Source organism: Cellulomonas fimi, assembly GCF_028527925.1.
Classification (GTDB): domain Bacteria; phylum Actinomycetota; class Actinomycetes; order Actinomycetales; family Cellulomonadaceae; genus Cellulomonas; species Cellulomonas fimi_C.
Genome location: NZ_JAPESW010000032.1, coordinates 1 through 22,675, shown reverse-complemented (window position 1 = coordinate 22,675; position 22,675 = coordinate 1). Strand labels below are relative to the sequence as shown.

At 75.1% G+C, this 22,675-nt stretch carries 22 protein-coding genes, 1 pseudogene and 1 riboswitch; of the genes and pseudogenes, 20 read left to right on the top strand and 3 right to left on the bottom strand.

Translation table 11 applies throughout. The features are described 5' to 3' along the window. Nucleotides 1–68 precede the first annotated feature (68 nt). From rpe to OMK64_RS14315, 9 genes and pseudogenes are all read left to right on the top strand, one after another. Complete coding sequence (gene rpe, locus OMK64_RS14360) at nucleotides 69–734, top strand: ribulose-phosphate 3-epimerase (protein WP_272729046.1); 666 nt, start codon at nucleotides 69–71, stop codon at nucleotides 732–734. A gap of 142 nt (nucleotides 735–876) precedes the next feature. Then, a riboswitch (FMN riboswitch) is annotated at nucleotides 877–1,012 on the top strand. A gap of 82 nt (nucleotides 1,013–1,094) precedes the next feature. Then, nucleotides 1,095–2,216: pseudogene (gene ribD, locus OMK64_RS14355) on the top strand (bifunctional diaminohydroxyphosphoribosylaminopyrimidine deaminase/5-amino-6-(5-phosphoribosylamino)uracil reductase RibD); the annotation flags it as partial. 21 nt (nucleotides 2,217–2,237) lie between these two features. After that, a complete protein-coding gene (locus tag OMK64_RS14345; protein WP_524536916.1) occupies nucleotides 2,238–2,807 on the top strand; it encodes a riboflavin synthase in 570 nt (189 codons plus the stop codon). Beyond that, complete coding sequence (gene ribB / locus OMK64_RS14340) at nucleotides 2,804–4,159, top strand: 3,4-dihydroxy-2-butanone-4-phosphate synthase (protein ID WP_272729045.1); 1,356 nt, start codon at nucleotides 2,804–2,806, stop codon at nucleotides 4,157–4,159. Before OMK64_RS14345 ends, ribB begins: the two co-directional genes overlap by 4 nt. Continuing rightward, nucleotides 4,156–4,620 (top strand): 6,7-dimethyl-8-ribityllumazine synthase, encoded by a 465-nt coding sequence (gene ribH, locus OMK64_RS14335; RefSeq protein WP_272729044.1) that lies wholly within the window; start codon nucleotides 4,156–4,158, stop codon nucleotides 4,618–4,620. The genes ribB and ribH overlap by 4 nt, the downstream gene beginning before the upstream one ends. Nucleotide 4,621: 1 nt before the next feature. Further along, complete coding sequence (gene pnuC, locus OMK64_RS14330) at nucleotides 4,622–5,323, top strand: nicotinamide riboside transporter PnuC (RefSeq protein ID WP_272729043.1); 702 nt, start codon at nucleotides 4,622–4,624, stop codon at nucleotides 5,321–5,323. Between the two features lie 374 nt (nucleotides 5,324–5,697). Next, complete coding sequence (locus tag OMK64_RS14325; RefSeq protein WP_124342814.1) at nucleotides 5,698–5,961, top strand: phosphoribosyl-ATP diphosphatase; 264 nt, start codon at nucleotides 5,698–5,700, stop codon at nucleotides 5,959–5,961. Nucleotides 5,962–6,001: 40 nt separating this feature from the next. After that, on the top strand, nucleotides 6,002–6,850 hold the full coding sequence (gene hisG / locus OMK64_RS14320; RefSeq protein WP_272729042.1) for an ATP phosphoribosyltransferase: 849 nt from the start codon (nucleotides 6,002–6,004) through the stop codon (nucleotides 6,848–6,850). Continuing rightward, nucleotides 6,838–7,290 (top strand): PH domain-containing protein, encoded by a 453-nt coding sequence (locus OMK64_RS14315; protein WP_272729041.1) that lies wholly within the window; start codon nucleotides 6,838–6,840, stop codon nucleotides 7,288–7,290. The genes hisG and OMK64_RS14315 overlap by 13 nt, the downstream gene beginning before the upstream one ends. A gap of 18 nt (nucleotides 7,291–7,308) precedes the next feature. On the opposite strand, the gene OMK64_RS14310 is transcribed toward OMK64_RS14315, so the two are convergent. Beyond that, nucleotides 7,309–8,457: a DUF3866 family protein gene (locus tag OMK64_RS14310; RefSeq protein ID WP_272729040.1), complete on the bottom strand. Its 1,149-nt coding sequence runs from the start codon at nucleotides 8,455–8,457 to the stop codon at nucleotides 7,309–7,311. Nucleotides 8,458–8,493: 36 nt separating this feature from the next. Here OMK64_RS14310 and OMK64_RS14305 point away from each other — a divergent pair, with 36 nt between their 5' ends. The 10 genes from OMK64_RS14305 to OMK64_RS14260 all read left to right on the top strand — a co-directional run bounded on the left by OMK64_RS14305 (nucleotide 8,494) and on the right by OMK64_RS14260 (nucleotide 20,432). Next, nucleotides 8,494–9,528 carry a helix-turn-helix transcriptional regulator gene (locus OMK64_RS14305; protein ID WP_272729039.1) on the top strand — a complete coding sequence of 345 codons (1,035 nt, stop codon included), beginning with the start codon at nucleotides 8,494–8,496 and terminating at the stop codon, nucleotides 9,526–9,528. Further along, nucleotides 9,521–10,495, top strand: coding sequence for a helix-turn-helix transcriptional regulator (locus OMK64_RS14300; RefSeq protein WP_272729038.1), 975 nt, complete (start codon nucleotides 9,521–9,523; stop codon nucleotides 10,493–10,495). Before OMK64_RS14305 ends, OMK64_RS14300 begins: the two co-directional genes overlap by 8 nt. A 4-nt stretch (nucleotides 10,496–10,499) precedes the next feature. After that, the gene (locus OMK64_RS14295; protein ID WP_272729037.1) at nucleotides 10,500–10,829 is read left to right on the top strand and encodes a hypothetical protein; all 330 of its coding nucleotides are present in this window, start codon (nucleotides 10,500–10,502) and stop codon (nucleotides 10,827–10,829) included. Nucleotides 10,830–10,896: 67 nt separating this feature from the next. Continuing rightward, the gene (tatA, locus tag OMK64_RS14290; RefSeq protein WP_272729036.1) at nucleotides 10,897–11,097 is read left to right on the top strand and encodes a Sec-independent protein translocase subunit TatA; all 201 of its coding nucleotides are present in this window, start codon (nucleotides 10,897–10,899) and stop codon (nucleotides 11,095–11,097) included. A gap of 43 nt (nucleotides 11,098–11,140) precedes the next feature. Continuing rightward, nucleotides 11,141–11,929 carry a twin-arginine translocase subunit TatC gene (tatC, locus tag OMK64_RS14285; protein WP_272729062.1) on the top strand — a complete coding sequence of 263 codons (789 nt, stop codon included), beginning with the start codon at nucleotides 11,141–11,143 and terminating at the stop codon, nucleotides 11,927–11,929. Next, nucleotides 11,926–12,840 (top strand): diacylglycerol/lipid kinase family protein, encoded by a 915-nt coding sequence (locus OMK64_RS14280; protein ID WP_272729035.1) that lies wholly within the window; start codon nucleotides 11,926–11,928, stop codon nucleotides 12,838–12,840. Before tatC ends, OMK64_RS14280 begins: the two co-directional genes overlap by 4 nt. 90 nt (nucleotides 12,841–12,930) lie before the next feature. Then, on the top strand, nucleotides 12,931–15,810 hold the full coding sequence (locus tag OMK64_RS14275) for a DEAD/DEAH box helicase (protein ID WP_374694101.1): 2,880 nt from the start codon (nucleotides 12,931–12,933) through the stop codon (nucleotides 15,808–15,810). Nucleotides 15,811–15,906: 96 nt separating this feature from the next. Continuing rightward, nucleotides 15,907–17,544 carry an amidohydrolase gene (locus OMK64_RS14270; RefSeq protein WP_272729034.1) on the top strand — a complete coding sequence of 546 codons (1,638 nt, stop codon included), beginning with the start codon at nucleotides 15,907–15,909 and terminating at the stop codon, nucleotides 17,542–17,544. Nucleotides 17,545–18,081: 537 nt separating this feature from the next. After that, the gene (gene lnt, locus OMK64_RS14265; RefSeq protein WP_272729033.1) at nucleotides 18,082–19,647 is read left to right on the top strand and encodes an apolipoprotein N-acyltransferase; all 1,566 of its coding nucleotides are present in this window, start codon (nucleotides 18,082–18,084) and stop codon (nucleotides 19,645–19,647) included. After that, complete coding sequence (locus OMK64_RS14260; RefSeq protein ID WP_272729032.1) at nucleotides 19,644–20,432, top strand: polyprenol monophosphomannose synthase; 789 nt, start codon at nucleotides 19,644–19,646, stop codon at nucleotides 20,430–20,432. Before lnt ends, OMK64_RS14260 begins: the two co-directional genes overlap by 4 nt. A 27-nt stretch (nucleotides 20,433–20,459) precedes the next feature. On the opposite strand, the gene OMK64_RS14255 is transcribed toward OMK64_RS14260, so the two are convergent. Further along, entirely contained in the window at nucleotides 20,460–20,804 is a 345-nt protein-coding gene (locus tag OMK64_RS14255; protein ID WP_130781058.1) for an RNA polymerase-binding protein RbpA, read from the bottom strand. 219 nt (nucleotides 20,805–21,023) lie between these two features. Between OMK64_RS14255 and OMK64_RS14250 the strand changes: the two genes are divergently transcribed. After that, nucleotides 21,024–21,971 (top strand): aldo/keto reductase, encoded by a 948-nt coding sequence (locus OMK64_RS14250; RefSeq protein ID WP_272729060.1) that lies wholly within the window; start codon nucleotides 21,024–21,026, stop codon nucleotides 21,969–21,971. A gap of 38 nt (nucleotides 21,972–22,009) precedes the next feature. Here OMK64_RS14250 and OMK64_RS14245 read toward each other — a convergent pair whose 3' ends face one another. Beyond that, nucleotides 22,010–22,606, bottom strand: coding sequence for a hypothetical protein (locus OMK64_RS14245; protein WP_272729031.1), 597 nt, complete (start codon nucleotides 22,604–22,606; stop codon nucleotides 22,010–22,012). Nucleotides 22,607–22,675 lie beyond the last annotated feature (69 nt).

Sequence of the window (22,675 nt, the reverse complement as noted above, 5' to 3'; positions counted from 1 at the left end):
GGCGCGCGTCGCGCCCCGGGGGAGGACCGGCACGGCGGCCGAGGTCGCGGCTCACTACGCTGAGGCGCGTGCCCGCCCTCATCAGCCCGAGCATCCTGTCCGCCGACTTCGTGAACCTCGAGCGCGACCTCGCCGCGATCGCGTCGGCGGACTTCGTGCACGTCGACGTGATGGACAACCACTTCGTGCCCAACCTCACGCTCGGGCTGCCGGTCGTGCGACGCATCGCCGAGGTGTCACCCGTCCCGCTCGACGTCCACCTGATGATCGAGGACGCCGACCGCTGGGCCCCCGAGTACGCCGCGGCCGGCGCCGCGTCGGTCACCTTCCACGCCGAGGCGGCGCAGGCACCCGTCCGGCTCGCGCGCGAGCTGCGCTCCGCCGGGGTGCGGGCTTCGGTCGCGCTGCGCCCCGCGACGCCCGTCGAGCCGTTCCTCGACCTGCTCGCCGAGGTCGACATGGTGCTCGTCATGACCGTCGAGCCCGGCTTCGGCGGCCAGTCGTTCATCGAGGGCACTCTGCCGAAGATCCGCCGCACGCGCGCCGCGATCGACGCCGCCGGCCTGGACACCTGGGTGCAGGTCGACGGGGGAGTGTCGCGCGACACGGTCGGGCGGATCGCCGAGGCCGGAGCGAACGTCTTCGTCGCGGGCTCCGCGGTGTACGGCGCGGACGACGTCGCCGGGGAGATCACCGCGCTGCGCTCCCTGGCCGACGCGGCCCACCAGCGCTGACGGTCCGCCCACCGGGCTGCCGGGCAGCCCTGGCGGTCGGACCACCTGCCGGACGGATCGTCCGGGAAGTGAGACGCGCGTCCACGCCCGCCGGGCGGGGATTCACCGTGTGGCAAGATCGTTGGCGCAGTGCAGAACACGAACACGTGCTCCGGGGTCGGTGTAATTCCGAGCCGGCGGTGACAGTCCGCGACCCGCACGGTCCTCACGGACCGGGCGGTTGACCTGGTGGAACTCCAGGACCGACGGTGAAAGTCCGGATGGGAGGAAGTACGTGGCGGGGCGACGCTCGGCGTCGTCCCGTGGCAGGACTCACCCTCCTGCGCGACCCCGGGGCTCGACGGCGCCCGGAGGTGGACCATGACGAGCACGACGACCGGTGCACCCGTCCCCACCGGCGCCCCCCGAACGGCGGCCGCGAGCGCGACGCGCGGGGCGGCCATCCCCACGAGCGCCGCCACCCCCGTCGAGATCGCCGCCCTCCGGCAGGCGCTCCTCCTCGCCCGGCGTGGACCCCGGCACGGCGCCAACCCACGCGTCGGCTGCGTCCTGCTCGGGACCGCGGGCGTCGTCCTGGGGGAGGGCTGGCACGCCGGCGCCGGCACCCCGCACGCGGAGGTCGCCGCCCTCGCCGACGCGACCCGCCGCGGCCACGACACGACCGGCGCCACCGCTGTCGTCACCCTCGAACCCTGCAACCACACGGGCCGCACCGGTCCCTGCAGCGAGGCGCTCCTCGCCGCCGGCGTCGCCCGCGTCGTCGTCTCCGTGGCCGACCCCAACCCCGTCGCCGCCGGCGGCGCCGACCGGCTCCGGCAGGCCGGGGTCGACGTCCTCACCGGCGTCCTCGAGGACGAAGGGCGCACGCTGCTCGGCACGTGGCTGCAGTCCGTCGAGCGCGGCCGCCCCTTCGTGACCCTCAAGCTCGCCACGACCCTCGACGGACGCGCCGCCGCCGCCGACGGCACCAGCCGGTGGATCACCTCCGACGTCGCCCGCCACCACGCGCACGACCTGCGCGCCCAGGTCGACGCGATCGCGGTCGGCACCGGCACCGTCCTCACCGACGACCCCACCCTCACGGCCCGCAACGCCGCTGGCGAGCTCCACACCGACCAGCCCCTCCGCGTCGTCGTCGGCCACCGTGACGTCCCCGCGGGCGCGCGCCTGCACGGCCCCGGCGGCGAGCTCGTCCACGTCCGCACGCACGACCCCGCCGAGGTGCTGCGCGTCCTCGGCGAGCGCGAGGTCCGCCACCTCCTCGTCGAGGGTGGCCCCACGCTCGCCGCCGCGTTCCTGCGCGCCGGGCTCGTCGACGAGGTGCACGCCTACGTCGCCCCCGTCCTGCTCGGCGCCGGACCCGCAGCCGTCGCCGACCTCGGCGTCACCACCATCGGCGACGCCCTCCGCCTCACCACCCGCAGCGTCTCGGGCATGACGTCGGCGGTGAACGTCCCGTCGCCGGGGAGCTCCGTCACGGTGAGGCAGACGCCGCTGACGGCGATGGAGTCGCCGAGCCGGGCGTCCGAGGTGACGAGGGGGCCGCGCACGCGCAGGCGGGCGTCGGTGACGACCCCGTCGGCGTCGGTGCCGGGCTCGACGGCCTCCACCGTGCCGATCTCCTCGACGATGCCGGTGAACATTCAGGCCTCCTGGGTGGGCTGGGGGTCCGGGGTCGCGTGCGCGGTCCTGGCTGTGCGGGACCATGAGCGGCAGGTCGAGCGCGCGCTCGCGGTCGGCGGCCGGTACGGCGGGCACGTCGTGCAGGGCCACGTCGACGGTGTCGGCACCGTGCTGTCGCGCACCCCCGGCCCGCGCTGGGACGACGTGGAGATCGGCCTCGACCCGGCGCTCGCGCGGTACGTCGCCGAGAAGGGCTCGATCACCGTCTCCGGGGTGTCGCTCACCGTGACGCACGTCGGCGACGACTCCTTCGGCGTGTCCCTCATCCCCACGACGCTCGCCGTCACGACGCTGGGCACCCTCGCGCCCGGCGCGCGCGTCAACCTCGAGGTCGACGTCCTCGCGAAGTACACCGAGCGCCTGCTCGCCACCGCTGGGACCGCCCGGTGAGCGACGTGCGGCTCGGCACCGTCGAGGACGCGCTCGACGCGCTGCGCGCCGGCCGGCCCGTCCTCGTCGCCGACTCACCCGACCGCGAGAACGAGGCCGACGTCATCCTCGCCGCGCAGTCCGCGACGCCCGAGTGGGTCGCCTGGACCATCCGGCACTCGTCGGGCTACCTCTGCGCCCCGATGCCGGCGGCCCGCGCCGACGCGCTCGACCTGCCGCTCATGGTCCCGCACAGCCAGGACCCCCGACGCACCGCCTACACGGTCACGGTCGACGCCGCGACCGGCGTGACGACCGGCATCTCCGCGTCCGACCGTGCCCGCACGCTGCGGGTGCTCGCCGACCCGGCCTCCGGGCACGAGGACCTCATCCGCCCTGGTCACGTCCTGCCGCTGCGCGCCGTCCCGGGCGGCGTCCTGCACCGCGCGGGTCACACCGAGGCCGCCGTCGACCTGTGCCGCCTCGCCGGTCTCGAGCCCGTCGGCGCGATCGCCGAGCTCGTGCACGACGACGGCTCCATGACCCGCCTGCCGGACGCGTCGGCGCTCGCGCAGGCCGAGGGCCTCGTGCTGCTGACGATCGAGGACATCGTCGCGTGGCGCACCGCGCACGACGACGTCGAGCCCGTCGACCCGGCGGCCGCGCCGCTGCGCGAGCGCGTGCACGCGACGCACTCCGCCTACCTGCCGACGCGGCACGGCGACTTCCGCATCCACGGGTACCGCGACCTGCGCACGGGCGACGAGCACGTCGCGCTCGTGCCGACCCGCGGCCTCGCGACCACACCGGTCGTACGGGTCCACTCCGAGTGCCTCACGGGCGACGCGTTCGGCTCGGCGCGGTGCGACTGCGGGCCGCAGCTCGACGCGGCCCTGGAGCTCGCCGCCGAGCAGGGCGGTGCGGTCGTCTACCTGCGCGGGCACGAGGGCCGGGGGATCGGCCTGCTCGCGAAGGTCGCCGCGTACGCGCTGCAGGACGAGGGGCGCGACACCGTCGAGGCGAACCTCGACCTCGGCTGGCCCGCCGACCGGCGCGAGTACGGGGCCGCCGCCGCGATCCTCGCCGACCTCGGCGTGCGACGCGTCAGCCTGCTGACGAACAACCCCGCCAAGGTCGCGGGCCTGCGCGCGCACGGCATCGACGTCGCGGAGGTCCGCGGGCTCGAGGTCGGCCGCACCCCGCAGAACGAGGCGTACCTGCGCACCAAGGCCACGTCGATGGGGCACCTGCTGCACCTGCCGACCGGCGCTCAGCGCGACCCGATCCCCGTCCGGCCCGTGCTCGCCGCCCCGGCGACGCCCGGCGCCGACACCACCGACCACACGTTCGAGAACCTGGAGGACCTGGCATGAGCGGTGCCGGAGCACCCACCCTGACCGTCGACGGCACCGGCCTGCGCGTCACCGTCGTCGCCGCGAGCTGGCACACGACCGTGATGGACGGGCTGCTCGCCGGCGCGCACCGCGCACTGGCGGACGCGAACGTCACGGACGTGCGCGTCGTGCGCGTGCCCGGCACGTTCGAGCTGCCCGTCGCGGCCGCCGTCGCCGCGCGCACGTCGGACGCGGTCGTCGCGCTCGGCGTCGTCATCCGCGGCGGCACCCCGCACTTCGAGTACGTGTGCCAGGGCGCGACGCTCGGCCTCACCGACGTCGCCGTCCGGACGGGCGTGCCCGTCGGGTTCGGCGTCCTCACGTGCGACGACGAGCAGCAGGCCCTCGACCGCGCGGGCCTCGAGGGCTCGCGCGAGGACAAGGGCGCCGAGGCCGCGGAGGCCGCCGTCGCGACCGCTGTCACGCTGCGGAGCCTGTGACGTGGGGCCGCTCGGCTGGCTGTTCGACGCGACCCTGACGATCGCGGGCCACGACATCCTCTGGCGGGAGATCGTCGGCAACCTGTTCGGCCTCGCGTCAGCGGTGGGCGGCCTGCGTCGCCGCGTCTGGGCGTGGCCCGTCGGCATCGTCGGCAACGTCCTGCTGTTCACCGTCTTCCTGGGCGGCGTGTTCCACACCCCGCAGCAGACCGACCTGTACGGCCAGGCGGGGCGCCAGGTCTTCTTCGTCGCGGTCTCCGTCTACGGGTGGGTGCGCTGGCGGCAGACGCAGCGCGCGGCGCTCGAGCACGGTGCGCCGGCCGACACCCCGGCGGTCGTGCCGCGGTGGGCCGGACCCCGCGGGTGGGTGCTCATCGGGAGCGTGGCCGTCCTCGGGACGGTCGGCTTCGCGGCCCTGTTCTCGGCGCTCGGCTCGTGGGGGCCGTGGGCCGACGCGTGGATCTTCGTCGGCTCGCTGCTCGCGACGTACGGCATGGCGCGCGGCTGGATCGAGTTCTGGCTCATCTGGATCGCGGTCGACGTCGTCGGTGTCCCGCTGCTGGTCTCGGCGGGCTACTACCCGTCGGCGGTCCTCTACGTCGTCTACGCGGGCGTCGTGATCTACGGCTTCACCGTGTGGCTCCGTGCGCGCGGCGAGGAGCCCGCGGTGCCGGCGGGGGAGCGGCGCGAGGTCACCGCCTGACCCCGGGCCCCTCAGCCCGCACAGCACCCCCGGGGCCGTCGCCGGAGCCCGGGGGTGCGCTGCGCGTGGGGAAGGGGGGAGGAGCGAGGCGCGTGCGTGGGTCGCGCCCGTGCCCGCGACACGGGCCGCTGCCGACCCGCGGCCGCCCGACGGGTGCAGGCGGACGCGGTGCAGGTGGACGCCGGTGTGTTCCGGCACCATCGGGTCCGAGATGTGCGATAACAGGCCATTGCATGTGTATGTCCGACATGCCCGCACCCCACGCCGCATCTCCGGCTCACCGCACGCCGTGCTCAGCCCGGAGGGGAGGGGCCGGCGCCTGACAGGCGGACGCGCGACGGGCCACCCCGGACGCGCGTCTAGGCTTGTCCGACGTGAAGACCTTCGACGTCCTGTTCGCCGAGCTCGCCGAGAAGGCGGCCACCCGCCCCGCCGGCTCCCGCACCGTGACCGAGCTCGACGGCGGCGTCCATGCGATCGGCAAGAAGATCGTCGAGGAGGCCGCCGAGGTGTGGATGGCCGCCGAGCACGAGAGCGACGAGCGGACCGCCGAGGAGATCTCCCAGCTGCTGTACCACCTGCAGGTGCTCATGCTGGCCCGCGGGCTCACGCTCGACGACGTGTACACGCACCTCTGAGCCTGCCGCCGCCCGCACCGACACCCCCGATAGGACCCCCGTGCTGAGGATCGCCGTCCCCAACAAGGGCTCGCTCTCCGAGCCCGCCGCCGAGATGCTCCGGGAGGCCGGCTACCGCCAGCGCCGCGACTCCCGTGAGCTCGTCCTGCCCGACCCGGACAACGACGTCGAGTTCTTCTTCCTGCGCCCGCGCGACATCGCGGTGTACGTGGGCGCCGGGACGGTCGACGTCGGCATCACAGGCCGCGACCTGCTGCTCGACTCGGAGTCGGCGGCCGTCGAGCACCTCGCGCTCGGCTTCGGCCGCTCGACCTTCCGCTGGGCCGCGCCGGTCGGCGAGATGAGCGACGTCGCGCACGTCGAGGGTCGCCGCGTGGCTACGTCGTACCCGGGCCTGGTCGCCGCCTATCTCGCCGAGCGCGGCGTGAACGCCGCCGGCATCGTGCGCCTCGACGGCGCGGTCGAGACCGCGACCCGCCTCGGGGTCGCGGACGTCATCGCGGACGTGGTCGAGACCGGCACCACGCTCAAGGCCGCCGGGCTCGAGATCTTCGGCGAGCCGATCCTGCGCTCGGAGGCCGTCCTGGTCCGCCGCGCGGGCACCGACGAGCCGACGGGTCTCGACGTGCTCACCCGACGACTGCAGGGCGTGCTCACCGCACGCGAGTACGTGCTGATCGACTACGACGTCCCGCTCGCGCTCGTCGAGCAGGCCGTCGCGATCACGCCCGGTCTCGAGTCGCCCACCGTCTCGCCGCTGCACAACCGCGAGTGGGCCGCGGTCCGCGCGATGGTGCAGCGGTCGCAGACCAACCGCGTCATGGACGCCCTCTACGACCTCGGTGCGCGCGCGATCCTCGTGACCTCGATCCACGCGTGCCGTCTGTGACGGTCACCGTGGCCACCCCGACGGTCTTCCGGCCGCGGCTCGCGCGCTTCGTGACGCTCGCGCTGGCCGTGGTGGTCCTGGTGCTCACCGCCGTCATCATCGTGGTGCTGCCGAACGCCGGACCGCTGGACCGCGCCGGCTTCGCGCTCGTCGGCCTGCTCATCGCGTGGTTCTGCTGGCGGCAGGCGACCGTGAGCGCGCGTGCGGACGACAGTGGCCTGACCGTCCGCAACCTGATGCTCACGCGGCGGCTCGAGTGGTCCGAGATCGTGTCGGTCCGGTTCGGTCACGGCCGGCCGTGGGTGCAGCTCGACCTGGGCGACGGGGACACGCTCGCCGTCATGGGCATCCAGCGCGCCGACGGCGAGCTCGCGGAGGCCGAGGCACGCCGGCTCGCGACGCTCGTCGCGCAGCACACCCGCACCTCCCGGGACGACTGACCCCGAGCGACGGCGCGCTCAGGGCGCGGACGTCAGCAGGTCGACCGCGTGCACGCCCGCGACGGCGGCCGCGAGGAACGCGGCCGGGTCGTCGTCGAGCCCGCGTCCCATGGTCGACAGCCGCACGGGCGCGCCCGCGAGCGCGCTCAGCAGGTTCGGACCGGCCTCGACGTCGACCAGGCGGTGCCGCCCGTGCGGCGCAGCGAGCGCGGCGACCTGGTGCCGCACGCGCCGGCCGAGCGCGTCGAGCCCGCCCTCGGGGTCCGGGTCGAACACCGGCACGGGGACGTCGGCGGCCGCGAGCGCGACGCGCCCGTAGGCGGTGAGCGAGTGGTGCGAGACGCCGAGGTGGCGTTCGCGGGGGTCGGCGCCGCTCACGCGCAGGGAGGCGACGGGGCGGCCGCGGAGGGTCGCGGCGGCGTTGACGACCTCCCCGGCGGTGACGCCCGAGAAGCCCCAGCGGGTGCCGGTGCCGAGGTTGCCCGGTCCTTGCGCGACGACGACGAGGTCGGCGCCGACGACGTGCCGCGCGGCGAGGAGCCCGGTGTGGACGGTGACGGCCTCGTGGTCGCCGCCGAACGCCTGGCCGGTGGTGACGCAGGCGTCGATCCAGCCGGCGTCACGCAGGCCGGCGACGGTGCGGGAGAACCAGGCGGGGAGGGCGCCACCGTCGGTCATGACGTAGGCGACCGTGGGTGCGGGCCGGCCGGCGCGGGCGGCGGCGTACCGGGCGCCGGCGACGATCGCGGGGAGCGCGGAGTGCAGGTCGGCGACGACGACGGGCAGGCCGTCGAGGTCGTCCGCGTCGCGCAGCGTCTCGTGGTGGGGGGACTCCTGGTCGTCGACGCCCAGGACCATCGCCTGGAGGGGGGTGTAGCGGGCCTTGACGAGGTGCCCGGGACCGGGGGGTGGATCGGCGGGGAGCTCGCCGCCGGGGGCGGCGACGAGCGCGTACCCGCCGGTGCCGAGCCCGCGGGCCAGCGCGGAGACGTTGAGCAGGACCCGGTCGCCGACGCCGGGGGAGCCGACGAGGGCGGGGTAGGCGAGCGCCCGGACGGTGTCCGGCAGGGGGCCGGTGCCCGGGTCGTCGAGGGCCACCGTGAGCTCCTGTGCGCCCGGCCAGGCCGTCCCGCTCGCGACGACGACACCCGAACGCCACGTGATCACGGCCCCACCGTACCGGGGCGGCTACCGTGTTCCCCGATGCCCCCCGCGATCCCGCCCGCCGAGCGCCTGCTCAACCTCGTCATCGCCCTCGTGAACACGTCCGGCCGCATGACCAAGGAGCAGGTGCGCGCGAGCGTCGCCGGCTACCAGGACGCGCCGTCGGACGACGCGTTCGAGCGGATGTTCGAGCGGGACAAGGACACGTTGCGCGAGCTCGGGATCCCGGTCCTGACGGTCACGGACGCGGGTCACGGGGACGACATCGGCTACCGGATCGACGCCGAGCAGTACGCGCTCGCACCGCTGGACCTCACGGCGGGAGAGCTCGGTGTGCTGGCGATGGCGGCTCAGGTGTGGCAGGACCAGTCGTTGCGCGCGGACACGTCCCGTGCGCTGACGAAGCTGCGTGCGGTCGGCGCGGCGCCGCAGTCCACGGACCTCGTCGCGGGCCTCGCGCCGCGCGTGCGCTCGGGGGGCGGGGCGATCGGCCCGCTGCTCGACGCGGTGCAGGCGCGGCAGGTCGTGCGGTTCGTGTACCGCGCGGCGAACACGGGTGAGGTGCGGGAGCGGACCGTCGAGCCGTGGAAGCTCCTCGCGCGCCGCGGGGGCTGGCTGCTGGTGGGGCGTGACCGCGAGCGCGACGCGCCGCGCTCGTTCCGGCTGAGCCGGGTCGAGGGGACGGTGCGTCTGGTGGGCGCGCCGGGTGCGTTCGAACCACCGCCCGCGGAGGAGCTCGCGTCGGCGCTGCACCCGTGGGAGGAGCGGCCGGAGCGGGTCGCGACGCTCGCGGTGCTGCCGGAGCGTGCGGGTGCGGCGCGGGCGCGTGCGGTGCCGGCGCCCGACGACGCGCCGGACGTGCGCTCCGACCCGCGGCTGGCTGCCGTGCTGGCGCACCGCGACGTGGTGCACGTGCCGTTCCGGCTCGACTGGGAGCTCGCGGAGGAGCTCGTCGGGTACGGCGACGCGGTGGTCGTGCTGGACCCGCCGAGCGTGCGGCACGCGGTGCTGCACCTGCTGCGGACGGCGGCGACGCTGGACCGCACGACGGTCGGGGGTGGGACGGATGGCTGAGCGCGCGAGCGACCGCCTGCTGCGCATGCTCGGGATGATCACGTACCTGGACCGGCACGCGGGCGTCCCGGTCGAGGAGATCGCGGAGCAGTTCGGGGTGACCGCGGACCAGGTGCTGTCGGACATCGACACGTTGTGGGTCACGGGAACGCCGGGGTACTTCCCGCACGACCTGATCGACTTCGACGCGGCGTCGTACGAGCAGGGCGTGGTACGGCTGACGGAGTCGCGCGGGATGACGCGGCCCCTGCGTCTCGGGGCGCGTGAGGCGGTCGCGCTGCTCGCGGCGCTGCGGGCGCTGGACTCGTCGCTGCGCCCGGCGCTCGACGCGGAGCAGTCGGCGGTGCTGTCGTCGGCGCTCGACAAGCTCACGACGGCGGCGGGTGACGCGGCCGCGGCGCTCGACGTACGCCTCGGTCTGGACGCCGCCCCCGAGGTGGCGACGGCGGTCGCGACGGCGCTGCGCAACGGCCGGCGGCTGCACCTGCGCTACGTCGACGCCTCCGACGTGACGACCGAGCGGGACGTGGACCCGCTGCGCCTGGTCACGGACGACGAGCGGTCGTACCTGCTCGCGTGGTGCCGCCTGGTGGACGGTGAGCGCCTGTTCCGGGTGGACCGGATCCTGGCGGCGCAGGTCCTCGACGCACCGGTCGCGGACCACACGGTCGCGCCGGACGCGGCGGAGTTCCAGCCCGGCCCCGACGGCGAGCTCGTGACGCTGCACCTGCGCAGCTCGGCGCGCTGGGTCGCAGAGAGCACGCCCGTGGAGGCCGTGCGCAACCTCGACGACGGCTCGTTCGAGGTGGACCTGCGCGTCCTGCGCCCGGCGTGGCTGCGGCACCTGGTGCTGCAGGTCGCGGACGAGGTGCTCGACGTGCGCCCGGCCCGGGTGGCGACGGAGGTCGCGGCGGCCGCGCGGGCGGCGCTCGCCGCGTACGGTCCGCTCGCGGACGAGGAGGGCTGACGCCGTGCTGTGGTTCACCGTGTGGACGGTGCTGGTCGTGGGCACGCTCGCCGGCGCGTTCGTCCTCGGGCGACGCCTGTGGCGGTCGGGGCTCGCGCTCGGGCGCGAGCTCGCGAGGGCCGGGCAGACGTGGGAGCAGCTGTCCGACCGGCTGGCCGAGCTGCAGGCGCTGGCGGCGGAGAACCGGGTCGACACCGGACCGACCGTGCTGGCGCCTCGCGGACCGCTGCGGGAGCGTCGCGCGGTGCTGCGCGAGGAGCGTCACGCGCGCCGTGCCGACCGTGCGGAGAAGCACGCGCGGACGCGGCAGTCGTGGCGTGCGTACTGGAGCTGAGGGAGCATCCGGACAGGTCCGGCGGGGTTAGGATGCGCGGGACTCGCACCGCGACGGAGGTAGCCCCGTGATCCGAAACCTGAGCGCCTGGCACATCATCGTGCTGGTGCTGGTCGTCCTGCTGCTGTTCGGGGCGAACCGCCTCCCGGGGCTCGCCAAGAGCGTCGGCCAGTCGATGAAGATCTTCAAGTCCGAGGTGAAGGACCTGCGGGACGACGACAAGCGTCCCGACGAGCCGACCGAGGGCACCACGCCTCCGAAGGTCTGACCGCGTGAGCAGCTCCCGCCGCGGGCGCGACCCCGGCGGCAGGATGCCGCTGCGGGCCCATCTCCTCGAGCTGAGGAAGCGCCTCGTCCTCGCGTCCGTCGGTGTCGTCCTGGGCGCCGTGCTCGCCTGGATCTTCTACGACCCCGTCTTCGAGGCCATCCAGCAACCGCTGGAGGCGGCCGGATCGACGCGTGACGGGCTCGTCTCGCTGAACTTCGCCGGTGTGGCCGCGCCGTTCGACATGCGGGTCAAGATCACGATCTTCCTCGGCGTGATCCTGTCGAGCCCGTGGTGGCTGTACCAGCTGTGGGCGTTCATCACGCCGGGGCTGACGCGCCGCGAGCGCGGGTACGCGTTCGGCTTCCTCGGGGCGGCGGTGCCCCTGTTCCTGGGGGGCGCGCTGCTGGCCTGGTACGTGCTGCCGCACGCCGTGCAGCTGCTCATCGAGTTCACGCCGTCGGGCGCGACGAACCTGGTCGACGCGCAGACGTACCTCGGGTTCGTCATGCGCGTGATGCTCGTGTTCGGTCTCGCGTTCCTGCTGCCGGTCGTGATGGTCGCGCTCAACTTCGCGGGGCTCGGCACGGCCGCGACGTGGCGCAAGGGCTGGCGGTGGGCGGTGATGATCGCGTTCACGTTCAGCGCGATCATGACGCCGACGCCGGACGCGATCACGATGATCGCGGTCGCGATCCCGATCTGCCTCCTCTACGCGGGGGCGCTGGTGATCTGCACGGTGCACGACCGTCGGGTCGACCGCCGCCGTGTCGCGGCGGGGCTGCCGCGTCTCGACGGCACGTTCCCGGACGACGCCGAGCCTGCCGCCACGTGAGGCACGTCGGCGTCGTCGTGAACCCGACGGCGGGCAAGGGTCGAGGCGCCGCCGCGGGACGTCACGTCCACGAGCTGCTCGTGGCCCGCGGCCTCAAGGTCGAGGACCTGTCCGCGCCGACGCTCGCGCAGGCGACCGACCGGGCGCGTGCCGCGGCGGTCCAGGGCCTCGACGCGCTCGTCGTCGTGGGCGGCGACGGGATGGTGCACCTGGGCGCCAACGTCGTCGCCGGCACGGCCCTGCCGCTCGGGATCGTCGCTGCCGGCACCGGCAACGACATCGCGCGCGCCCTGGGCCTCCCGCGCGGCGACGTGGAGGCGTCCGTCGACGTCGTCGAACGGGCCCTCGACACCGGTCCGCGCCGGATCGACGCCGTGCGCGTCGGGACCCCCGAGCACTCGGCGCACGAGTGGTACCTCGGCGTGCTGTCGTGCGGCATCGACGCCGCCGTCAACGCGCGCGCGAACACCATGACGTGGCCGCGCGGCTCGGCGCGCTACGTCCGCGCGCTGGCCGCCGAGCTCGCGTCGTTCCGGCCCTACGGCTACCGCGTCACCCTCGACGACCGGACGTGGGAGTCCGCCGGGACGCTCGTCGCGGTCGCCAACGTGCCGTCGTTCGGCGGCGGGCTGCGGATCGCCCCGGACGCGCGCGTCGACGACGGCCTGCTCGACGTCGTCGTCGCCGGGCCGCTCTCACGGACGGCCGTCACGCGGATCTTCCCGGGCATCTACCAGGGCCGGCACGTGCACCACCCGGCCGTGACCGTGCTGCGCAGCCGCGCGGTGCTGATCGAGCCGCTCGCCGAGGCCGGGTCGGTGCCGCCCGCGGCGTTCGCGGACGGGGAGCGCGTCGGGCCGCTGCCGCTGCGCGTGCAGGTCGATCCCGGGGCGCTGTCCGTCCTCGCGTGAGCCGCCCGCGAGCGCGGCCGGGCCGGTGACCGGTCGGCGTGCCCGTGGTCCGTCGCGTGCGACGCGCCCCCACGTGCCTAGGGTGTGCGTGTGGTGTCTCGCAGGCGTCGTCCGTCCTCCGGTCCCGGCACGTCGACGGTGTCCGCGGAGCCGTCGCCCGCCGAGCGGTACGCGGCGGCGCGCCGCCGCGCGGAGACGGAGCGCGGTGAGCTCGCGGAGTTCCGCGAGCTGCTGAGCTTCCCCCTCGACGACTTCCAGCTCGACGCGTGCGCGGCGCTCGAGCGCGGCAGCGGCGTCCTCGTCGCGGCGCCCACCGGGGCCGGCAAGACGGTCGTGGGGGAGTTCGCGGTGCACCTCGCCCTCGCGGGTGGCCGGAAGGCGTTCTACACGACGCCGATCAAGGCGCTGTCGAACCAGAAGTACGGCGACCTGGTGCGCCGGTACGGCCCGGAGCGGGTCGGGCTGCTCACGGGTGACACGACGATCAACGGGGAGGCGCCGGTCGTCGTCATGACGACCGAGGTGCTGCGCAACATGCTCTACGCGGGCTCGCAGACCCTGGCCGGGCTCGGTTTCGTCGTGATGGACGAGGTGCACTACCTCGCCGACCGGTTCCGCGGACCGGTCTGGGAGGAGGTCATCATCCACCTCCCGGACGACGTGCAGCTCGTGTCGCTGTCGGCGACGGTGTCCAACGCGGAGGAGTTCGGCGACTGGCTCGCGACGGTGCGCGGCGACACCTCGGTCGTGGTCAGCGAGCACCGACCCGTGCCGCTCGGGCAGCACGTCCTGGTCCGCGGCGACCTGCTCGACCTGTACGCGGGGCACGTGGACCCCACCGACCCCGGCGTCGACCCGCCGATCAACCCCGACCTCGTGCAGCTGCTGCGCCGCGGCGAGCGCTCGGAGGGTCCGGGGCGACGCGGTCCGGGCGACCGCGGCTACCGCGGCCGCGGCGGGCACCGTCCGGGCGGTGGTGCGGTGTTCGGGCGTCCGACGCCGCGGTTCGCGGTCGTCGACGCGCTCGACAAGGACGAGCTGCTGCCGGCGATCGTGTTCATCTTCTCCCGCGCCGGGTGCGAGGGCGCCGTGCAGCAGTGCCTGGCCGCCGGTGTGCGCCTCACGGACCCGGCCGAGCAAGCGACGATCCGGCGGATCGTCGAGGAGCGGTGCGCGGCGGTCCCGCCCGAGGACCTCGACGTGCTGGGGTACTGGGACCTGCTCGACGCGCTGACGCGGGGCGTGGCGGCGCACCACGCGGGCATGCTGCCGCTGTTCAAGGAGACCGTCGAGGACCTGTTCTCGCGCGGGCTCGTCAAGGTCGTGTTCGCGACCGAGACCCTGGCGCTGGGCATCAACATGCCGGCCCGCTCGGTCGTGCTCGAGAAGCTCGTCAAGTGGGACGGGTCGAACCACGTCGACATCACGCCGGGGGAGTACACGCAGCTCACCGGGCGTGCGGGCCGGCGCGGGATCGACACCGAGGGGCACGCGGTGGTCGTCGCGCACGCCGGGCTCGACCCGGTGCAGCTCGCGGGCCTCGCGTCCAAGCGCCTGTACCCGCTGCGCTCGAGCTTCCGGCCCACGTACAACATGGCCGTCAACCTCGTCGCGCAGGTCGGCCGTGACCGCGCGCGCGAGGTGCTCGAGACGTCGTTCGCGCAGTTCCAGGCGGACCGCGGCGTCGTCGGGCTGGCCCGGCAGGCGCAGTTGCACGCCGAGGCGCTCGACGGGTACGCCGAGGCGATGCGCTGCCACCTCGGCGACTTCGCCGAGTACGCGCGCATCCGGCGCGACATCACCCGGCTCGAGCGCGACCAGTCCCGTGCCGCAGCCGCCGCCCGCCGCGCCGACGTCGCCCGCTCGCTGGAGGGTCTGCACGTCGGCGACGTGCTCGAGATCCCCGTCGGACGACGCTCCGGGCACGCCGTCGTGATCGACCCGGGCGGCGCCGGAGGCTTCGACGGCCCGCGGCCCATGGTCCTCACGACCGACCGGCAGGTGCGGCGCCTCACCGTCGCCGACGTCGGCACCGGCGCCCGCACCGTCGGCCGGCTGCGCGTCCCGAAGGGATTCAGCGCCCGCGTCCCCGCCGCCCGCCGCGAGCTCGCCGCCGCGCTGCGGTCCTCCGTCGCGTCGGGCGCCGTGGGTGACGGCGACCCGCGCGGCGAGCGCCGGCCGGGCGCCCGCCGCGGACGCCCGCCGCGGCACACCGCCGCGCAGGACGACGCGCAGATCGCGGAGCTGCGCCGCCGGCTGCGCGCGCACCCCTGCCACGCGTGCCCCGACCGTGACGAGCACGCCCGCTGGGCCGAGCGCTGGGACCGGCTGCGCGGCGAGCACGACGCCCTCGTGCGCCGCATCGAGGGACGCACGGGGTCGATCGCCGCGGTGTTCGACCGGATCTGCGACGTCCTCGTCCGGCTCGGCTACCTGGACCGCACGGACGGCGCGCTGGAGGTCACCGACGACGGCCGCTGGCTGCGCCGGCTGTACGCCGAGAACGACCTGCTGCTCGCCGAGTGCCTGCGCCGCGGCACGTTCGACGAGCTCGACCCGCCCGGGCTCGCCGCGGCCGTCTCGACGCTCGTGTACCGGTCCCGGCGTGAGGACCAGGGCGACCCGCACGTCCCCGGTGGCCCCGCGAGCCGTCTCGGCGTCGCGCTCGACGGCACCCTGCGCGCCTGGTCGGAGCTCGAGGACCTCGAGGCCGAGCACCGGCTGGAGACGACCGTGCCGCTCGACCTGGGGCTCGTCGAGGCCGTCCACCGCTGGGCCGCCGGCCGCAGCCTCGACGCCGTGCTGCGCGGCGGCGACCTGTCCGCGGGCGACTTCGTGCGGTGGTGCAAGCAGGTCATCGACGTGCTCGATCAGGTCGCCCAGGCCGCCCCGCACGAGCGGACCCGCACCACCGCACGACGGGCCGTCGACGCCGTCCGGCGCGGCGTCGTGGCGTACTCGTCGGTCTGACGCGACCGCTGTGACGGGGCCGACGGTCCCACGCATGGCGATCCGTCCCGATTTCGCCCGGGTGCGACGCGCTGACCTGCCCTATCGTGAGCCGATGTGAGCGCGACCCTCTACCGCAACGGCGTCATCCACTCCCCGGCAGACCCGTTCGCGCAGGCGCTGCTCGTCGACGACGGCGTCGTGGCCTGGCTCGGCGACGACGACACCGCCGACGGACTGGCCGCACGCGCCGACGAGGTCGTCGACCTCGACGGCGCGCTCGTCGCGCCGGGCTTCGTCGACGCGCACGTGCACGTCCTCGAGACGGGCCTCGCGCTCGAGAGCGTCGCGCTGTCCGCCGACGTGGGCGTCCGGTCCCTCGCGGACGCGCTCGACGCCGTCGCACGTGCCGCCCGCGAGCGTCCCGCCACCGACGCGGGGACCCCGCTCCTCGGGTTCGGCTGGGACGAGCTCGAGTGGCCCGAGGGGCGGCCGCCGACGCGCACCGAGCTCGACGCCGCCGCCGGGGGCGCCCCCGTCTACCTGGCGCGCGTCGACGTGCACTCCGCGGTCGTGTCGACCGCGCTCGCGCAGGCCGAGGGTCTCGACCGGCTGCCCGGGTGGTCCGACGACGGCCGGGTCGAGCGCGAGGCGCACCACGCGGCCCGTGAGGCGGCGCGCCGCCTGACGCCGGAGCGGCGTTCCGCGCTGTACCGCCGCGCCCTTGAGCACGCGGCGTCCCGGGGCGTGGTGTCGGTGCACGAGCTCAGCGCGCCGTTCATCGACACGCGCGACGGGCTCGTGGAGCTGCTGGCGACGACCGCGGACGCCGCGAGCCGGCTGCCGCTCGTCGTCGGGTACCGCGGCGAGCTGTGCGTGACCGTCGACGACGCGCGCGAGATCCTCGCCGCGATCCCCGGCCTGACCGGCATCGGCGGTGACCTCAACGTCGACGGCTCGCTCGGGTCGCGCACCGCCGCGCTGCGCACCCCGTACGCGGACGCCGAGGGGAGCGGCGCGCTGTACCTGTCGGCGGAGCAGATCGCGAACCACGTGACCGCGGTGACGCGCGCCGGCGTGCAGGGCGGCTTCCACGTGATCGGCGACCGCGCGATGGACGAGGTCGCCCTCGGGTTGCGCGCCGCCGCCGACGTCGAGGGCGTCGAGGCGATCGGCCGTGCCGGGCACCGCCTGGAGCACGCGGAGATGGTCGACGCGCCCACGCTGGCGTCGCTGATCCTGCTCGGTGTGCGGCTGAGCGTGCAGCCCGCCTTCGACGCCACCTGGGGTGGCGAGAAGAGCATGTACGCGACCCGGCTCGGCGCCGGGCGTGCGGCCGCGCTCAACCCGCTCGCCGACCTCGCCGGTGCCGGCATCCCGCTCGCGTTCGGGTCCGACTCGCCGGTGACGCCCGTCGACCCGTGGGCGGGGGTCCGGGCCGCCGTCCTGCACACCGCGCCCGAGCAGCGGATCTCCGCGCGGGCCGCGTTCCGCGCGTCGACGCGCGGCGGGTGGCGGCTCGCGGGCCTCGACCACACGGGGGCGGGCGAGCTGCGGGTCGGCGCCCCCGCGCACCTCGCGGTGTGGCGGGCCGACCACCTGGTGGTGCAGGCGCCCGACGGTCGGCTGGCGTCGTGGAGCACCGACGCACGCGCGGGCACCCCGCTGCTGCCGTACCTCGGTCCGGACGAGGACACGCCTCGCTGCCTGCGCACCGTGCGCGACGGTGTCGTGCTGTTCGACGCGCTCGGCTGATCCGCGATCGCGCGCCCGCGGTCCGCGCTGCCGGACGGCCGGGCGGTCGGGCATGAGGCCCGAGCGGGTGAAACTTCTGCGGCTGCCGCCGCGGTCGCCATCTGGACGCATGTCCGATTCTCGCGACACGCCACACGACACGCCGCACCGCACGGGGTGCCGGCCCGGATCGGCGCCGTGGTGACCTGGGCAGAGGTCCACCACCTGCGAGGACGGCGCCTTGACACCTCCGCCGATCTCGGTAGGTTCCTGAAGGTATCCGTGACCGGGGGGGACCGGTCGGGCGAGACCGTCAGCGGGCCGACGCAGCAGTCGGCGGCCGACGGTTCCCGACGAGGCCCGGTGGGCGGATCCCTGGGCTCCGACCGGGCCCGCGTGTTCAACAGACAACGGTCGCGCCGCGCGCGCGGACCGGTACGAAGGACACGCGGGCCGGTCGGTAGGGGATCGCTTCCAGCGCCGCCCGCGCGGGGCTCACCACCCGGCGCTTCCCGACCACCCGCGGAGGCTCACAACCCGCTGTCGTACTCTTGCGCGGTGCTCGCGCGTCAACCCTCCCGCTGGTGGGCGGTCGGCCTCGCCCTGATCAGCGGCCTGGTCACGCGCGCCGCGTTCCCGGCTCCCGGCTGGTGGCCGGCCGCGTTCGTCGGGATGGCGCTGCTGTACCTCGCGATGCGCCGCGACAGCGCGCGGTGGAACGCCCTCGTGGGGTTCGTCTGGGGCCTCGCCTTCTTCGGGCCGCTCATCACCTGGGCGGGCGACGCCGTCGGCGTCGTGCCGTGGCTCGCCCTCACCGTGCTCGAGGCGTCCTATGTCGCGCTGTTCGGCGCCGCCTGGGCGTGGGCACGCCGCGGGGAGGCGGTGTGGCGCAACGGCGGCCTCCAGGTCGTCGTCTTCACCGTGCTGTGGGTCGCGGCCGAGGACCTCCGCTCGACGTGGCCGTTCGGCGGCTTCCCGTGGGGCCGGCTCGCGTTCTCGCAAGCCGACTCGCCGCTCGTCGCCTTCGCCTCGTGGGGTGGCACGCCGCTCGTCTCCGCGCTCGTCGTCGTGGTCGGCGTGCTCCTGGCACGCGGTGCGGTCACAGTCGCGCGCGGGCGCGTGCTGCGTGCCACCGGTGCCGTCGCCCTCGCCGCGGTCGTCGCGGTGGGCGGCGTGATGGTGCCGCTCGCGACGGCCGCGCAGGCCGGCGAGCTGCGCGTCGGAGCGGTGCAGGGGAACGTGCCCGGCACGGGCCTCGACGCGTTCGGGCAGCGGTCGGCGGTCCTCGCGAACCACGTGACCGGCACCCTCGCGCTGCTCGACCAGGTCGAGCCCGGCGAGCTCGACGTGGTGCTGTGGCCCGAGAACGGCACCGACATCGACCCGCAGGTCGACGAGCGCGCCGCCGACCTCATCGACTCCGCCGCGAGCGCCGTCGACGCCCCGATGCTCGTCGGGACGGTCGAGTACCCGCCCGAGGGGGGCCGCTACAACACCGCGGTCCTGTGGGTCCCCGGCGAGGGCGTCGTCGCGACGTACACGAAGCAGCACCCGGCGCCGTTCGCCGAGTACATCCCGATGCGGTCGTTCGTCCGCAACTTCTCGTCGGCCGTCGACACGGTCACGCGTGACATGCTGCCGGGGGACCGGCCCGGGTACGTGCCGCTCGAGTCGGAGCGTCTGGGTCGCACCGTGGGCATCGGCGACGTCATCTGCTTCGAGGTCGCCTACGATTCGCTCGTCCGGGACGCGGTGCGCGCCGGGGGAGAGGTGCTCGTCGTCCAGACGAACAACGCGTCCTTCGGCCGGAGCGACGAGTCGACCCAGCAGCTCGCGATGTCGCGGCTGCGGGCCGTCGAGCACGGCCGCGCGACGGTGCAGATCTCGACCGTCGGCGTGAGCGCGGTGATCGGTCCCGACGGGACCGTGAGCCAGCAGACCGGTCTGTTCACCGCCGAGCAGATGGTCGCCGACCTGCCCCTGCGCACCACCTGGACACCGGCGACGGCGCTGGGCCCCTGGCCCGGGCTCGTCGTCGACGCCCTCGCGGTGTGCATGGTGGTCGCCGGAGCTCTCGGTGCCCGCCGCGTGCCCCGTCCGGACCGAGAAGAGAGCGCGGCATGAACCCCAGCGCGGCACGTGTGCTCGTCGTGATCCCGACGTACGACGAGCGCGAGAACATCCCGGTGGTCCTCGAGCGCCTCCGCGAGCACGTGCCGACGGCCGACGTGCTCGTCGTCGACGACGGCTCACCGGACGGGACGGGCGAGCTCGCCGAGAAGATCGCAGCCGACGAGGCCGCGTCGGCCGACGCCCCCCGCTCGATCGCCGTGCTGCACCGCACCGGCAAGCTCGGTCTCGGTACCGCGTACGTCGCGGGGTTCGGGTGGGCGCTCGCCCGCGGCTACGACGTCGTGGTCGAGATGGACGCCGACGGCTCGCACCGCGCCCAGGACCTGCCGCGGCTGCTCGACGCGACGGCCGGCGCCGACCTCGTCCTCGGGAGCCGGTGGGTTCCGGGCGGGAGCGTCGTGAACTGGCCGTCGCACCGCAAGGTGCTCTCCCTCGGCGGCAACACCTACACGCGTCTCGTCCTGGGCATCCCGCTGCGCGACGCGACCGGCGGCTTCCGCGCGTACCGCGCCGACCTGCTGCGGTCGCTGCCGCTCGGGGAGGTCGCGTCGCAGGGCTACTGCTTCCAGGTCGACATGGCCTGGCGCGCCGTCCGGGCGGGTGCGCGCGTCGTCGAGGTGCCCATCACGTTCGTCGAGCGCGAGGTCGGGCGGTCGAAGATGAGCCGGGCGATCGTGGCGGAGGCGCTGCTGAGCGTCACCCGGTGGGGGATACGCGAACGCTCCCGCCAGGTGGCGGGAGCGTTCGGCAGGACGCGGAGCGCGCGGGTGCGCTGAGGCGGGGGCGTGCCTCGGCGCGGGGCGTCAGGCGCTGCGGCGCAGCTTCCCGGCGCGCAGGAGACCCAGGCGCTCGTCGAGGAGCTCCTCGAGCTCGCCGATCGTGCGGCGCTCGAGCAGCATGTCCCAGTGCGTACGAGCGGGCTTGCCCGCCTTCGCCTCGGGCTTGGACGCGTCCCGCAGCAGCGCCTCGGCGCCGCAACGGCACTCCCACACCACCGGGACCTCGGCCTCGACCGAGAACGGCAGGATGATGGTGTGCCCGTTGGGGCAGTCGTAGTGCGCCTGGAGGCGGGGGGCGAAGTCGACGCCCTCGTCCGTCTCCATGCTGTGGGACCCGATGCGCATGCCGCGCAGGGACCGGTTTGCCATCTGGGGACCTCCGTGCCGGGTTCCGGCCGTCGAGTGAGAACTTCCACCGTTGTCAACGGCGGTCGACCTCTCAGTGTTCCAGGAAGCCGTGAAGGTCTGGTGAACGGCCGCCGCCGACAGGGAGGAGGGCCCGCACCCGAGCGACCCGGTTTCTGCTGAGTGGCCGCTGCCTGACCGGGACGTAGAGTGCTGCGGATGACGACGACCTCTGCGCCGACCATGTCCTTCCGCCGGCTCGGGGCCAGCGGCCTCACCGTCTCCGTCGCCGGACTCGGCTGCAACACGTTCGGTGCGACGCTACCGCCGGAGGGGGTGGGCCCGCTCGTCGACGCCGCCCTGGACGCGGGCATCACGTTCTTCGACACCGCCGACGTGTACGGCGGGCGTCCCGGCCAGAGCGAGGAGCTGCTCGGTGCGGCGCTGCGCGGCCGTCGTGACGACGTGGTCGTCGCGACCAAGTTCGGGATGGACGTCGGGGGCCTCGCCGGCACCGACTGGGGTGCGCGCGGGTCGCGGCGGTACGTGCGCCGCGCGGTCGAGGGGTCGCTCCAGCGACTGGGCACGGACCGCATCGACCTGTACCAGCTGCACGCGCCCGACCCGGTGACGCCGATCGGCGAGACCCTGGCCGCGCTCGACGAGCTCGTGACCGAGGGCAAGGTGCTGTACGTCGGGTCGTCGAACTTCGCGGCGTGGCAGGTCGTCGACGCCGACTGGACGGCCCGCACGACGCTCACCACGCCGTTCGTGTCGGCCCAGAACCGCTACAACCTGCTCGACCGAGGCGCGGAGGCCGAGCTGGTCCCGGCGCTCGAGCGGACCGGCGTCGGCCTGATCCCGTACGTCCCGCTCGCGTCCGGCCTGCTGACCGGCAAGTACCAGCGCGGGGCGGGGGCGCCGGAGGGGAGCCGCCTCACTCGCATGCCGCAGCGGCTCGCCGCCGCGGACTTCGACCGCATCGAGGCGCTGGCCGGTCTCGCGTCGGACTGGGGCATCGACCTGCCGACCCTCGCGCTCGGCGGCCTCGCGGCGCAGCCGGCCGTCACCAGCGTCATCGCGGGCGCGCGCACGCCCGAGCAGCTGCGCGCGAACGCCACGAGCATCCTGTGGGAGCCGACGCTCGAGCAGCTCGCGGCGATCGACGACGTGGCGCCCGGCCCCGCCTGACGACGTCGACGCGCCGCATCCGGACGGTGCGGCGCCGGTCACCACTCGATCACGCGTGCACGGCTCGCACCGATCGCCGCGACGGCACGGATGCGGGCACCGTGCTCGTCCGCGGCGTCCCGCAACACCGGCGCCCACGACGTCTCGAACGTCCCTCGGTCACCGCCGGACGCGCGCACGAGCCCCACGAGCACCGAACCGCCGGGAGCGTCGCGGTCGAGCACCGACGCCAGCACGTGCATCACGTGCGCGGCGACGCCCGGCGACGCCGTGAGCGGGACCTCGGCGAGCGGCAGCACCACCGGCAGGCACCGGTCGTCGGCGTCGAGCAGGACGAACCACAGTGCGGGCGGTCCGGCCCGCTCGGGCCCCACGACCTCCAGGAGCAGGTCCAGGACGTCCTCGTGCGCACGCAGCGGCCTGGTGGGGACCCGCGGCAGGCCGCCGTCGCCGGGGACGGCGGGGTCGAGCAGCCACGGGACGTCGGACCAGTCGTCGCCGTGCGCAGGCGCACGCGTGCCGCAGGTCGAGGCGTCCGGCGCCGGGACGTCGTCGCTCGTCTCGCGGTCAGGGTCGTGGCGGTCAGGGGCGTCGCGGTCGGGGTTCCAGACGAGGCCGTGGGGGTCGTCGGTCATGCCCGCCAGCGTCGTCGGGGAGCCGACGACGCATGCCCGAGGGCGGGCGGGTCCGGGGGAGAGGGACGC